We start from the raw sequence: 13,879 nt of genomic DNA, 5'->3' as shown, positions 1-13,879 counted from the left end.
GCACCGAAGGATCGTCCCGGCAGGCGAGAAGGAGAGTCATGACCACACCTCCCGGAGGTCCGGGCCCCTACGGCAACCCCGGCGGCGCCGGAGCCGACCCCCGAGTCGCCGGCGGCTACGGGCCTCAACCCGGCGGGTACGGTTCCCCACCCGGCGGCTACGGTCCGCCGCCCGCCACCGGATACCCGCCCCAGGGACCGCCGCCCCAGGGACCGGGGCAGAGGCCGGGCCAAGGCGGGGCACTCCCGCGGGACGACGGCCGTACACCCGGGAGCGGCGGCTGGCAGCCGCGGGGCGCCGAGGCGTACCGCAAGCAAGAGCCGCCCGCCATACGGCAGTTCGACGCCGCGCCGCGCCGCTCGCGGTTCGGGCTGGTGGCCCAGTTCGTGTTCCAGTTCCTCTACATACCGGTGTGGGCGCTGATCGCGCTCGCCCTGCTTGCCCTGGTGATCTGGCTCGACACCGGCTCCAGCGCCAACGTCGGCCTGTCGGAAGGGGTGTTCGGCTTCACGAAGACCGGGATCTCCTGGCGGCGGCTGCGCGCGGAGTGGAGCGGACGGGCCGAGAGCTGGGCGCCGTTCACCGACTCCCGCCTCGCGGAGCGCTTCACGAAGGCGGAGAAGAGCAGCGGTTGGGCTGTCTCCGAACTCCCGCCCAGCGGCGTACGGCGCGCGAAGTGCGAACTGCCGGTGGAGCACTACCGCGGCCTGGACTCGGCCGCGCTCGACCAACTCGCCCGGCGACGCGGCTGGTCGATGGACTGGGACGCCACCAGGAAGCCGGCCGAGGCGGTGCACTTCTTCCGGTTGATCCCGCCACCGCAGCACACCGGTGTGCCGGACCCGTACGGGCCCGCGCCGTACCCGGGGACGCCGTGGGGGCCGCTGCCGCGCCGGTTCGCGATGCCGCTGCTCACCTTCGTCTTCCTGCCGCGGCTGCGCGCCCTGGAACTGCGTGGCAGCGCCGACGCCTACCTCGCCCACCTGCGGGCGTACCTGCCCGAGCAGATCCGCACCGAGACCGAGAGGAACCCCGCCAAGGGCTACCAGGCCGACGAGTCAGGCCGCGTCCTGCGCCGGATCGCGGTACGGCCCTGGCACTTCCGCGGCGCGGGCGCGCACGCCGTCCTGCGCGTGGCGGCGGAGCAGGGATGGCGGCTCGACCATTCCTTCCCGGCCCGCCCCGACGGCACGGTCCACCTCTGCTGCCCGGAACTCGCCACGCCCATCGTCCCCGGATGACCCGCGGGACGCGGGAGTGCCGCTTCGGAGGTGCCGAGTTGGGGGCGGGTTGGTCAACTCGGTTACGGACGAGGAGATTTCGGGTGGACGGGGACGGAGACGCCGTGCGGCGGATCTTGGTGGTGGGGGTCACCGGTGCCGGGAAGACGACGCTCGCGCGGGCTCTGGGCGGCCGACTCGGAGTGCCCTGCCACGAGATGGACGCCCTGTACTTCAACGGACCCGGCTGGGCGGTCAACGGCAGGTTGGCCGAGGACGTGTCGAGCCTTGTCGCCGAGCCGGGCTGGGTCTTCGACTCGCTCGGCTGTCCGGAGGTCCGCGATCTGCTGTGGGACCGGGCCGGCACCGTGGTGTGGCTGGACTATCCCCGGCGGGTCGTCATGCCCCGCGTCCTGTGGCGTTCGTTGCGGCGTACGGTCACGCGCGAGGTGCTCTTCGGCGGCAACAGGGAGACGTGGGCGGGCTGGTTGAGCCGGGAGCACCCGGCGTGGTGGGCGTGGTCCCAACACGCGCCCCGGCGGCGCGAGATCGGGCGCCGTGCCAGCGATCCCCGCTTCGCGCCTCTCGACGTCATTCGCCTCGGCCACCCCAAGGACACCGCGGCCTGGCTGGCGTCGCTCTGACCGGGCGGCCCCTCACGCGTCGGCCGAGCGGAAGGCAACGGGCGCGTGCCGCAGGCGGATTGAGGTGCCCACCCCGATCGTCTTCTCGACCGTCTTCTCGATCGACCGTCGAGGCGGTCGTCCGAACGGAGCCGGCCGCTGCCCGCTGCCCGCTCAGCCGGTTGACGGGCGCTGCGGCGGCGGGTCCACCGCGGCGGCCACGGTCGCCATCGCGGCCAGGGCCCGAGCGGCGGACCCGAGCCGGCGGGTGTCGGAGACGGCCAGCGACACCGGCCAGCGCAGGTCGGCGTCCGTGACCGCCAACTGCCGTATGTCGTCGCGTGCGGGGATGACGAACCGCGGCAGCAGGGCGATGCCCAGGCCCTGCCGGACGAAGGCCGCGCCGGTGGAGATGTCGGTGATCTCGATGGCCACCTGCCGGTTCAGCCCGGCGGTGGCGAACGCCCGGTCGGTGACACTGCGGTTGCCGTAGCCGAGGGGGAAGTCCACGAACCGCTCGTCGGCCAGTTCGGCCATGGCCACCGACGCCCGCTCGGCGAGCCGGTGCCCGGCCGGCACGACCAGGTCCAGCGGGGCGAAGGTCAGTTCGTGCAGGCGCACGCCCGCCGGGGGCGGCCCGGGCAGGGAGACGAAGGCGAGGTCGAGGGCTCCTTCGGCGAGCGAGGTGACCAGGCCGCCCGAGCCGGTCGGGGCCGCCGTCAGCCGCAGTGCCACGTCCGGGTGGCGGCGGTGGAACCGCCCGAGCAGGCCGGGCAGGTCGATCAGCGCGACGGATGTCAGCGTGCCGATCCGCACAGTGCCGCGCAGGCCCCCGGTCACCTCGCCCACGGTGTCGCGGGCGTCCTCGACGGCGTCGAGCGCGGCCCGGGCCTTGGGCAGGAGCGCGGTCCCGGCGTCGGTCAGCTCCACCCGGCGCGAGGTGCGGTCGAGCAGCGGGACGCCGAGCTCCCTCTCCAGCGCCTTCACGGTCGCGGACACCCCGGACTGCACCACGTGCAGGCGCTCGGCGGCCCGGGTGAAGTTGAGCTCCTCCGCGACGGCCACGAAGTACTCCAGATGCCTGAGCTCCATGTCCGAGATCCTCTCATATTCATCATCGGACGTGCTGATTGCCAGCAGAAACGATTGTTGGACGTGATGGGCCTGCGAGGCGCACCGTGGTGTCGTCGAGCCACGGAGGACAGACATGACGACCGAGACGGCACCCGAGTCGACGACCGGCACGACCGGCACGACCGGCAACGCGCCCGGGCCCGCACCCTCACCGGACACGTACCCCGAAGCCGATCCGGCCGGCCGCGGCTCCCGCCGGCACTCCGTCGGCTTCTGGCTCATCGCCGCCGTGTTCCTGACCTCGATGGCCTTCTCGACGGTGCCGACCCCGCTCTACCCGCTCTACCAGCGGCGCGACGGCTTCTCGACCTTCACGATCACCGTCGTGTTCGCGGTCTACGCGGTCGGCGTGGTCGCGAGCCTGATGCTGGCCGGGCACATCTCGGACTGGGTGGGCCGCAAGAGGGTGCTGATCCCGGCGCTGGCCCTCGAAGCCGTCGCCGCCGTGCTGTTCCTGTCCTGGCCGGCGCTGCCCGGCCTGGTCGTGGCGCGGTTCGTCACCGGACTGGGCGTCGGCATGATCACCGCCACGGCCACCGCCCACCTGCACGAACTGCACACGGCCGGCCGTCCCGGCGCCGGCCGCGGGCGCTTCGAGGTGATCTCGACGGCCGCGAACATCGGCGGTCTCGGGGTCGGCCCGCTGGTGGCCGGCTTCCTCGCCCAGTTCGTCACCGAGCCGCTCCGCACCCCGTACCTGGTCTTCGCGATCCTGCTGCTCCTGGGCATCGCCGCCGTGGCCGCCGCCCCCGAGACCGTCGAGGAGTTGCCGCGGCGGCCGGCCTGGCGGCCGCAGACCGTCTCGGTCCCGTCCGGCGGCCGGACCGGCTATCTCGCCTCCGTCGTCTCCGCGTTCAGCGCCTTCGCGGCGTTCGGCATGCTCTCCTCGCTCGCCCCGGCCTTCGTCGCCGGCCCGCTGCATCACCCGAGCCGCCTGCTCGCCGGGGTCGTCGTCTTCATGGTCTTCGGCACCGCGGCGCTCGCCCAGTCCGCCACCACCCGTATGACAGCGGGCACACGGCTGGCCGTAGGCCTCCTCGGCGAGGCCGCCGGGCTGGTCGTCCTGGCCGCCGGCATGGAGCGGGCCGACCTCGCCGCGTTCCTGGTCGGCGGCGCGCTGGCCGGCGCGGGCGCGGGCGTGCTGTTCAAGTCCGCGATCGGGACCGTGATCGCCGAGGCCGCTCCCGCGCAGCGCGGTTCCGCCCTGGCCGGGCTCTTCCTGATCGCCTACCTCGGGCTGATCGTCCCCGTCGTCGGCCTCGGCGTCGCGACCCGCTCCCTGCCGGTCACCACGGCGATGCTCTGGTTCACCGGTGCGCTCCTGGCCGTCATGACCGGGGCCGCCGCCCTGGCCGGTACGGCCCGCCGTTCCGCCGCGGGCGCCCGACTCGCCGCCTGACCCGCCGCCGTACGGAGAACCCGGGAGTCCCGATCAGGTCCGTCCCGGGGCGGCCCGAAGCACGGCGAACGCGCCCGGGCCGTAAGGGACATGGGGCCGCCGCGCCGTCGGCTCCGGCATGACACGGCGTGCAGGCGTTGACTAGCCTGCTGCGCATGACTGCGTACGGGGGAGACGGAAGTGGTCCGAGTGGGATGGGAGCCGAGCCACTCACGGAGAACGACCCGAGCCGGATCGGCCCCTTCACGCTGCTGGGCCGGCTCGGGTCGGGCGGGATGGGGCGGGTCTACCTGGGCCTGGCCGGCGGGCGGTTCGCCGCGGTCAAGCAGGTGCACCCGCATCTGACCGACGACGAGGGGTTCCGGCGGCGCTTCGGCCACGAACTCGACAACCTGGCCCGCCTGCCCGCAGGGGTCAGCGCCGAACTCCTGGACAGCGACCGGGAGTCGCGGCCACCATGGCTCGCCACCGCGCACATTCCCGGTATCACCCTGGACGCGGCGCTGCGGGTGAACGGCGGGCCGATGCCCGTCGCGGACGTCTGGCTGCTGCTGCGGGAGGCCGCGGCGGGCCTCGCCGTGGTGAACGAGGTCGGCATCGTGCACCGGGATCTCAAGCCGTCGAACGTGATGCTGCGCGCGGACGGGCTCACCCTGATCGACTTCGGGGTGGCGATGGCGCTGGAACAGAGCCGGTTGACCCAGTCCGGGATGGTGATCGGCACCCCCGCGTACATGTCGCCGGAACAGGCTTCCAGCCAAAGGGACTTGACGGGTGCCACGGACGTGTTCGCCCTGGGCTGCCTGCTGGGGTACGCGGCGACCGGGCAGCCGCCGTACGGGGACGGCGGCGGCGTGCAGATGCTCTACCGCATCATCCACCAGGAGCCGGACCTCGCGCCGCTTCGTGCGGTCGACGGGGAACTGGCGTCGGTGGTCGCCGACTGCCTCGCGCGCGATCCTCAAGACCGTCCCACCGCAGCCGAGTTGGCGGCGCGGGCCGCGTCGCACGTCGCCGCGGGGGTGCCGCCCTGGCCGCCGCGCGTACGTGAACTCCTCGCCACGCGAAGCGAGTCGGCGAAGCGGGTACCCGAACCGGAGGCGCGGGAGCGAGCGACGGAGGCCGGCGCCGAGCTGCCCCCGGGTTCCGAGCCCGGAGCCGGCCCCTCGGGCCCGAAGCCCGGAGCCCGGCCTGAACCGGAGCCCGCGCCGGAAATCGCGCCCGTGCCCGCGCCCCAGCCCGAGCGGCGCAGGCTGCGGCTGCCGCGCGTCCTGGTGATACCCCTGGTGGTCGTCGCGACCGGCGGAGCGGTGGCGCTCACCCCGTACCTGCTCACGCCGAAGGACCACGACGGGCACGCGTCGTCCGGTGGCGGAGGCACGGCGGCCGCCACGTCCAGCGCCGGGACGTCGGCCGGCTCCGCGACGCCCTCCGCGTCCAACTCCGCCACCAAGAAGGGCACGTCACCCTCCAAGGGCGCGACTGCCGGCTCGGGCGGCAAGCACCCCGGCACCAGGGCCCCGGGCACGCGGGCCACCTCGGGATCGACCGGCCGTACCGGCGGGTCCTCGTCGAGTTCGGGCGGGTCCGGCGGATCGAAGGCCTCGGGCAGCTCCGGCAGTTCCGGCGGCTCGGCCGGCGGTTCCTCGGGTTCCACCGGCTCGTCCGGCTCGGGCTCGACCATCACCGCGAGCGGCACCCACCGGCTGGTGTCCGCCCTGGACGGGCACTGCCTCGCCTACGACGTCAACCACAGCACCTCCGCCTACCTGGCGAGCTGCGGCTCCAGCGGCCCCTTCAAGTGGACCTACGCCGCGGTGTCCGGCGGCACCTTCGAACTGCGGAACGCCGGCAGCGGCAACTGCCTGGCCGGCAGCGGGGACAACTTCACCTACGTGGTCTCCTGCGGCAGTTCCGACGCCGACCGGTGGAAGCTCGGCCGCTCGACCTCCTCCGGCACCACCCTCCAGAACGTCTCGGCCGGCCAGTGCCTGCAGAACGACACCACCGTCGGCGCCTACGCGACCACCACCGCCTGCGGCAGCTCCGCCGACCTCCTCTGGTCCAACGACTGACCGTCCGCCCCCGTGCCACCGCCCCACCAGAGCCCGCCGCCACCGGCGCCCGACCTCGCGGCGGGCGGCGGTGGCGACGGGAACGCGAACGGAACGGCGGGCGGGCGTTCCGCGCCGCCGAGCTGGGGCCTACGCGGGTGACAGCAGCCACTGCTGCGAGGCGCTCCCGGTGTTGCCCTGCTGCTGGAGGGTGGCGCTCTGGCTGGTGGAGGCGCCGGTGACGCCGAGGACGAGGCCGCTTCTGACGCTGGTGAGGGTGACGTAGCCGTCGCCCACGGGGGCCGTGGTCCACTGCTCGTTGGTGCTGCCCTGGAGCGGGTACTGGATGATCCCGGCACCGGGCGACCTGCTGCCACCGGCGACGTTCATGCCGAGGCCGGAGGACACGTTGACGAGGTTGTAGGCGCCGCCGGGCAGCGGGACGAACCGCCAGCTCTGGTTCGCGCCGCCGTCGACCGGCCACTGGATGAGCGCGGTGCCGGCGGCCTTGGAGGCGGAGGGGTCGTCGATGGCCAGGCCGCTGTTGCGGTTGACCAGCACATGGGTGGCGGCGGGGGCGGGTGATCCCGAGGTCGCGTAGAGGCGGCCGGCGAAGCGGCGGGCGAAGCCGTCGCCGGTGGAGGCGGTGACGGTGTAGTCGTAACGGCGGGCCGAGGTGGCCTTCAGCGTGGTCCGGGAGCTGCCGCCGGCCGCCACGGTGAGGGTGGTGGCGGTGCCGCCGGCAGGGGCGAGGTAGGCGGCGTTGGGCTGGACGGTGAAGACGGTGGAGACCGGACCGGCGTTGCTGACGGTCAGGGTCAGCGTGGCGCCGTCCCGGTTGTCGACGACGCGGGCCTCGGGGTGGGCCTTGGTGGTGTCCGTCCAGGTCAGGACGTTGCCCTGGAAGCCGCGGAGGTAGCCGTCGGGGCCGTGCAGGTCGATGTCGTAGGGGCCGCCGCCGTAGGTCTTCGCGGAGAAGTAGTCGGTGAGGCTCCCGCCGACCGGGCAGTTCAGGTTCCACGCCTGGAAGGTGCGGTGGTTGACCGTGTAGGCCGTGAAACTCCCGGCCAGGGTGCCCGCGTTGTCCGTCTCGAACCAGATGCGGTTCGTCGAGGTGTCGGTCCAGGACGCGGTGTCGAAGACGTAGCCCAGCGGCTGCGCGGGGCGGTCGCCGGACTCCTGCGCGGGCAGCGCGCCGGTGGCGGGCAGCGCGGGGGCCGGCAGCGACTTCTGCCGGTCGGCCGCCGCGACCAGGGCCGCGGTGTCGGGCAGGCCCGTCGGGAACGCGACGGGACCGGTGCCGAAGGTGAAGGCGCTGGTGAGGTCGCCGCTGACCGCGCGCCGCCAGTCGGAGATGTTGACGCAGCGCACGCCGGTGACCAGTTCGGCGAACCGCACGGGGGAGGTGTGGTCGAACACCTGGGAGCAGACCCGGCCGCCGGTGGACCAGGGGGAGATGACGGTCATCGGGACGCGCGGGCCCATGCCGATCGGGGTGCTGCCGACGAACTCCGCGGCGGTGCCGGGGGCGGGGACGGGTGGCGCGACGTGGTCGAAGAAGCCGTCGTTCTCGTCGTAGTTGTAGAAGACGACGGTGGAGTCCCAGGTGGCCTGGTCGGCGGCGATGGCGGAGAGCACGCCGCTGACGAAGTCGGCGCCGTCGGCCGGGCGGTAGGCCGGGTGTTCGGACTTGGCGGTGGGGGCGACCACCCAGGAGACGGTGGGGAAGGTGCCGGCCGCGATGTCGGCGCTGATCGCCGAGGTGATGCTCGCGACCCGGGCCATGCCGCGGGTGTACAGCGGGGAGGTGGTGGGGGCGTTCACGAACTGGGTGAACCAGGCGAGCGGGTTGCAGTCGTAGTTGTCCGCCTCCTGGTAGACCCGCCAGGAGACGCCGGCGTCCTGGAGCATCTCCGGGTAGGTGGTCCAGGAGCAGCCGCTCTCGACGTTGACGGTGACCGGGCCGCCGGCCGTGCCCGCCGGGTCGATCATCCCGGTCCACAGGTAGAGCCGGTTGGGGTGGGTGGGGCCCTGGACCGAGCAGAAGTACTGGTCGCAGATGGTGAAGGCGTCGGCCAGCGCGTGGTGGAAGGGCACGTCGGCGCGGGTGTAGTAGCCCATGGCGTAACCGGACTTGTTCGGGACCCAGTTGTTGTTCAGGCCGTTGTTCCAGGCCGCGTGGGTGCCGGACCAGGAGTGGTCGAGGTCCTTGACCTGCTGGGCGTCGCAGACCGAGGTGTCGAGGTGCCAGGGCTGGAGGATGCCGCCGCCGCCCGCCGAGCCCTTGGTGTCCTGGTTCCAGACGTTCGAGCCGCTCGGGAAGCGCAGCGGCGAGGTGTCGCCGAAGCCGCGTACGCCTCGGAGGGTTCCGTAGTAGTGGTCGAACGAGCGGTTCTCCTGCATCAGGATCACGACGTGCTTGACCGAGGAGAGCGAACCCGATCCGGTGGAGGCCGCCATGGCCTTCTGGACGCCGAGGGGCAGCCCGCCCAGCGCGGTGCCCGCGCCGACGGCGGCGGCCGAGCCGAGCAGGGTTCTGCGGGTGATCGGGGACATGGACAGACCTTTCGTCGGGCAGCGCGGGGTGGGGTCCCGCGGCTGCTGGGATCTGGCTATGCAGAACTTGGCGCATCACACCGTCACCTGTCATGACACATCTGTTGTCCGGCAGGTGAACGGCTGTCGACGGGATGGCCGCCACGAGCGACGTCAATTCCGTTGCTGGGCACGGTTTACCACCATTGGTCATGGTGTGGCGGGGCTCGGCGGTGCGTGGCGGCGCATGGCGGGCGAGCGGGGGATTGAGGCGGTCCGGTGCTGACAGGGTGAACAATAAGCCAAGCTGTAGCTATAGGTCTTTGATTTCTACCTCCCGTCATGACAAGTTCAGTCCATGACGTCTTCGATGGATACCGTCCCGGTCCGCTATGCCCGCTGGGACGGGGTGGGGAGCCCGTTCTCCGTGGTCTCGGACCGCACCTCCGTCGTTCCGGGGTCCGGAGAGCTGCTGGTGCGGATCGACCTGGCCACGGTCTGCGGCAGCGACCTCCATACGGTGTCGGGCCGGCGTCCCTCCCCGGTGCCCGCGCTGCTCGGCCACGAGCAGGTCGGCACGGTGCTCGGGGTGGGCGCGGGAGGCGTGCGCTGCGTGGACGGGTCGCCGGTGACGCCCGGCATGCGGGTGGTCTGGTCGGTCACCGCGTCCTGCGGCGGCTGCGAACGCTGCGCGCGGGGACTGCCGCACAAGTGCCTGAGCCTGCGGAAGTACGGGCACGAACCGCTGGTCGAGAGCGCGCCGTTGACCGGCGGGTTCGCCACCCACTGCGTCGTCCTGCCGGGCACGGCGGTCGTCGCGGTGCCCGCCGACCTGCCGGACGAGGTGGCCAGTCCGGCGTCCTGCGCGACCGCGACCGTCGCCGCGGCGATCGCCGCCGCGGGCCCGCTGGGGGGCCGGCGGGTGCTGGTGACGGGAGCCGGGATGCTCGGTCTGACGGCGGTGGCCATGGCCACCACGGCGGGCGCGCGGGTGGCCGCGGTGGACCCCGATCCGGCCCGGCGCGACCAGGCCCTCACCTTCGGTGCGGCCGAGGTGCACGACGGCGCGTCCACCCCGGGGGAGGCCGACGTCGCGATGGAGTTCTCCGGGCATTCGACCGCGGTGCAGCGGTGTTTGGACGCCCTCGCGGTGGGCGGTACGGCGGTGCTGGTCGGTTCGGTGTCACCGGGCGCGACCGTGGCGCTCGACCCCGAGCGGGTGGTCCGCGGGCTGCACACCGTGGTCGGCGTGCACAACTACCGCCCGGTGGACCTCGCGGACGCCGTACGGTTCCTCGCCGCACACCACCGCGGCTATCCGTTCGCCGACCTGGTCGGGGGAACGTACGGGCTGGACCGGATGGACGCCGCGCTCGCGGCCGCCCGCGGAGCCGCGGCGCCGCGGCAGGCCGTGGCGCCGCGCCTTTGAGGTGGTTCGCGCCCTACCCGTGGACGGGGGCCCCGGCGCCGAAGCCGGGGACCCGCGCGGTCAGAGCCTCGCGGTGCGCGTACTACGGGTGTTGGTCACCGTCACGGTGGCCACGTCCGGCCGGTAGCGGTCGTCGGACCACTCGATCGGCACGCCCTGGGAGTCGGTGGTCAGACGCCGCTCCCGCAGCAGCGCCGACCCCGGTGCCACGTCGAGCAGTTCGGCGTCGGTGGCGTCGGCGGCCACCGCGTCGAAGGTGTGCCGGGCCGAGGCGAGATCCGTACCCAGCTCGGTGAGCAGCGCGTAGATCGAGCCCGCGTCGAGATCCGCGCTCATCAGCGGCCGTCCGACCGACTCGGTGTAGGTCATCCGCTCCAGCATGGCCGGCCGGCCGTTGAGCAGGCGCAGCCGCAGGAGTTGGACCACCAGCTCGTCGGCGCCGATCTGGAGGGCGGCGGCCACCGCCCGGTCGGGGCGGCGCAGGGCGATCTCCTGGAGACGCTGGCCCGGGACGTGTCCGGTGAGCTCGGCGCGCATGGTGAAGGACAGGAACGACCCGAACGGCTGGGACGGCACGGCGTCCAGGACCATGGAGCGCTTCCCCTGGCCGCCGCTGATCAGGCCCTCCTCGCGCAGCGTCGCCAGCGCCTGCCGTACCGGGGTGCGCGAGGCTGAGAACTCCTCGCAGAGGTCGGCCTCCGAGGGCAGCGACTCCCCGACCCCGATCTCGCCGCTTCGGATGCGCCGACGCAACTCGGCTGCCATGGCGCTGTGCAGAGACTCCTTCACACGCCTGACCCTACAGGCGGGCGAATTCTCCCGATCCGTGGCCCCGGAGCGCCAGCGTAACCGATCTTGTCATCATAGGGCGAAGCGTCGCGCGCGATCGGTGTGATCCACGTGGCCGATGGGGTCGATTGGTCCGGATTCATCGAGTCGGTTCCAGGTGAACAGTCGATGACTTGTAAGTACAAGCCGTTGACGCCCTTCTGGGCCGCTGCGACAGTCCTACTCAACCGCGAGCCGGCGCACCCCGTGACCGTCCCCGCCCGCAGTCCGCGGCCTCCGCACGCGAAACCACCACCTCGCGCACACCACCACGAAGGACGACTGTGCGAACTCCGCTCCCACCGGCCTGCCCCGACCGCACCCGCACCCACCTCCGCGACAGCGTGGCGGACCTGCCCGCGCTCATGGACGCTCATGACCAGGGGGACACGCTGTGACCTCCGCCGCCACCACGACCGTCGCCCGCCCCGCCGGCGTCCAGAAGACCCTGGACGACGCCCCGCTCAGCACGTTCCACCTGAAGGCCGCCGTGGTCGCCGGCGCCGGCTTCTTCACCGACTCCTACGACCTGAACGTGATCGGCACCGTGATGCTGCTGGTCAAGCCGCAGTTCGGGCTCGACTCCGGCCAGGTCTCGCTGGTCACCAGCTCCACCCTGCTGGCGGTCGCGGTCGGCGCCCTCGTCTTCGGCCGCCTCGGCGACCTCCTCGGCCGGCGCCGGATCTACGGGCTCGAAGCGGTGCTGATGATCGTCGGCGCCCTGGTGTCCGCGTTCGCCCCGAACTTCGCGATCCTGCTGGCCGGACGGCTGATCCTCGGCCTGGGCATCGGCGGCGACTACCCCGCGAGCGGCGTGATCATGACCGAGTTCGCCAACCGCCGCAACCGGGGCCGGCTGGTCGGCACGACCTTCCTGTTCTACGTGCTCGGCCAGGTCGCCGCCTATCTGGTGGCGCTGCTGATCGTCGCGGTCGGCACTCCCGACCACATGGCCTGGCGGATCGTGCTGGGGCTGGGCGCGCTGCCCTCGCTCTTCGTCCTGTGGAACCGCAGGCACATGCCCGAGTCGCCCCGCTGGACGCTGAACGTGGCCGGCGACGCGGCGCAGGCGGCCGACGACCTCGCCGACTACTCCGGGCACACCGTGGCCCGCGAGACCCGGGACTCCGGCACGCCGCGCCCGTCCCTGACCTCGGTACTGCGCGGCCGGCGCTTCCTGCTCGCCCTGCTCGGCACCGCCGGCGCCTGGTTCTTCTTCAACGTCGCCGTCTACGGCAACTCGGTCAGCCAGCCGCTGCTGATCGCCAGCATCACGCCGCAGGCCACCACCATCCGCAACATCGCCATCAACGCGGTCCTCGTGGTCTGCTTCAGCCTCACCGCCGCGATCGTCGGCCTCGCGCTGCTCGACCGGATACCCCGGCGCCGGCTCCAGATCATCGGTTTCGGATGCAGCGCCCTGTCGATGCTGCTGATCTCCGCCATCGGCGGGCTCACCCACACCGTCGTCCCGTTCGCCCTTGTCTTCGGGATCTCCCTGTTCGGCATCGCGCTCGGCCCGAACTACACCACCATGCTGCTCGCCGCCGAGAGCTACCCCACCGCCGTCCGCTCCACCGGCCACGGCCTGTCCGCGGGCATCGCCAAGATCGGCGCGTTCCTGGGCGCGCTCATCACCCCGATCGCACTCGACCACTACGGGCTGCGGGTGGTCACCCTGATCGCCGGCATCTGCTTCGTCCTCGGGATCGCGACCACCCTGGTGCTGCGCGAATCGAAGGACCTGGCCCTCAGCGACCTCGACGAGACGCCGGCGGGCCGTCCCGAACCCGAGCCCGTACCGAGCTGAGCCGGGCGGCCGGCGCACGTCAGTTGTTCGCCGCCTGGGCGGCGCGGGCCGAGGAGAGGGCGCCGGTGACGCCCTTCGTGACCGCCCGGACGGCCTCCCCGACCGGTTCGCTCGCCCAGGGACCCGCGGCGAACTTCCGCAACCGGTCCTTGCGGGTGCGCCGGTCGATCCGCGGGAAGACCCGCGCGGACAGTTCGGAGGCGTCGACGAGCAGGACGAGGGCGACGGTGCGTTCGTCGGCGTCGCCACCGCTCACCGCCCGGGCGACGCGGTCGCGGATCTCGACGGCCGGCACAGGGTCCGCCTCGGTCCAGCGCGTGGCGGGGAACAGGCCGAGGACACGGCGGCGTTCGGCGTGCACGATGCCGCGGTCGCGGAGCCCGGTCCGCACTTTCTGGTACGCCTTGTCGTTCCTGGCGGAGCCCACCCACCGTGCGGCCCGCCGCGGGCGCCGCTGCTCGCGGATGCGCTTCCACAACTCCTCCGCCGGCGGCCCGGCCTGGCGTACGGCGAGCGCGCCGGACCCACCGTCGAGCGCGACCACCCGGTTGTCGCGCACCCCGATCCGCCCGTCCAGCGCCAGTTCCATCAGCACTGCCCCCGCCACGCCGAACGACACCGCCTCGCTGGCGGCGAGCCGACCGGACTGCTCGTTCCTGGAGAGGAGCAACAGCTCTTCCGCCAAGGTCAGTTCCATCTGTTCCGCCTCCCCTGGAATAGCTTGGACGCCTTCCGAGGGGCGCCCGGTTCGCCGCGCACGGCACCCGTTTCGCCGTACCCGCCGTACCCGGCACCGGCACCCGGTACACCGCACCCGCGTCGCCCCGCGAGGGCCCGCGGACCCGCT

10 protein-coding genes are annotated in these 13,879 nt (G+C 72.9%); 6 read left to right on the top strand and 4 right to left on the bottom strand.

The window, feature by feature from the left end; translation table 11 throughout:
- The first annotated feature begins 38 nt into the window (after positions 1 to 38).
- Positions 39 to 1,241 (top strand): hypothetical protein, encoded by a 1,203-nt coding sequence (locus tag OG370_RS17885; protein ID WP_328465437.1) that lies wholly within the window; start codon positions 39 to 41, stop codon positions 1,239 to 1,241.
- 104 nt (positions 1,242 to 1,345) lie between these two features.
- Positions 1,346 to 1,864 carry an adenylate kinase gene (locus OG370_RS17880; protein WP_328474209.1) on the top strand — a complete coding sequence of 173 codons (519 nt, stop codon included), beginning with the start codon at positions 1,346 to 1,348 and terminating at the stop codon, positions 1,862 to 1,864.
- A 153-nt stretch (positions 1,865 to 2,017) separates the two neighbouring features.
- On the opposite strand, the gene OG370_RS17875 is transcribed toward OG370_RS17880, so the two are convergent.
- Positions 2,018 to 2,935 carry a LysR family transcriptional regulator gene (locus OG370_RS17875; protein WP_328465435.1) on the bottom strand — a complete coding sequence of 306 codons (918 nt, stop codon included), beginning with the start codon at positions 2,933 to 2,935 and terminating at the stop codon, positions 2,018 to 2,020.
- Between the two features lie 115 nt (positions 2,936 to 3,050).
- On the opposite strand from OG370_RS17875, the gene OG370_RS17870 reads away from it, so the two are divergent.
- Together OG370_RS17870 and OG370_RS17865 are read left to right on the top strand one after the other, a co-directional pair.
- Positions 3,051 to 4,376 carry an MFS transporter gene (locus OG370_RS17870; protein WP_328465433.1) on the top strand — a complete coding sequence of 442 codons (1,326 nt, stop codon included), beginning with the start codon at positions 3,051 to 3,053 and terminating at the stop codon, positions 4,374 to 4,376.
- A gap of 194 nt (positions 4,377 to 4,570) precedes the next feature.
- The gene (locus tag OG370_RS17865; protein WP_328465432.1) at positions 4,571 to 6,451 is read left to right on the top strand and encodes a protein kinase domain-containing protein; all 1,881 of its coding nucleotides are present in this window, start codon (positions 4,571 to 4,573) and stop codon (positions 6,449 to 6,451) included.
- A 129-nt stretch (positions 6,452 to 6,580) separates the two neighbouring features.
- Here OG370_RS17865 and OG370_RS17860 read toward each other — a convergent pair whose 3' ends face one another.
- Positions 6,581 to 8,986 carry a phosphocholine-specific phospholipase C gene (locus OG370_RS17860; RefSeq protein ID WP_328465430.1) on the bottom strand — a complete coding sequence of 802 codons (2,406 nt, stop codon included), beginning with the start codon at positions 8,984 to 8,986 and terminating at the stop codon, positions 6,581 to 6,583.
- 349 nt (positions 8,987 to 9,335) lie between these two features.
- Here OG370_RS17860 and OG370_RS17855 point away from each other — a divergent pair, with 349 nt between their 5' ends.
- Entirely contained in the window at positions 9,336 to 10,394 is a 1,059-nt protein-coding gene (locus tag OG370_RS17855) for a zinc-binding dehydrogenase (protein ID WP_328465428.1), read from the top strand.
- Positions 10,395 to 10,454: 60 nt separating this feature from the next.
- On the opposite strand, the gene OG370_RS17850 is transcribed toward OG370_RS17855, so the two are convergent.
- Entirely contained in the window at positions 10,455 to 11,183 is a 729-nt protein-coding gene (locus OG370_RS17850) for a GntR family transcriptional regulator (RefSeq protein ID WP_328465426.1), read from the bottom strand.
- Positions 11,184 to 11,616: 433 nt separating this feature from the next.
- Between OG370_RS17850 and OG370_RS17845 the strand changes: the two genes are divergently transcribed.
- A complete protein-coding gene (locus tag OG370_RS17845; RefSeq protein ID WP_328465424.1) occupies positions 11,617 to 13,032 on the top strand; it encodes an MFS transporter in 1,416 nt (471 codons plus the stop codon).
- Between the two features lie 19 nt (positions 13,033 to 13,051).
- Here OG370_RS17845 and OG370_RS17840 read toward each other — a convergent pair whose 3' ends face one another.
- Positions 13,052 to 13,729: a GOLPH3/VPS74 family protein gene (locus tag OG370_RS17840; protein ID WP_328465422.1), complete on the bottom strand. Its 678-nt coding sequence runs from the start codon at positions 13,727 to 13,729 to the stop codon at positions 13,052 to 13,054.
- Positions 13,730 to 13,879: the final 150 nt, after the last annotated feature.

This window comes from Streptomyces sp. NBC_00448 (assembly GCF_036014115.1).
Classification (GTDB): domain Bacteria; phylum Actinomycetota; class Actinomycetes; order Streptomycetales; family Streptomycetaceae; genus Actinacidiphila.
The sequence above is the reverse complement of the archived record's forward strand: the minus strand, read 5'-3'. Positions and strand labels throughout refer to the sequence as shown.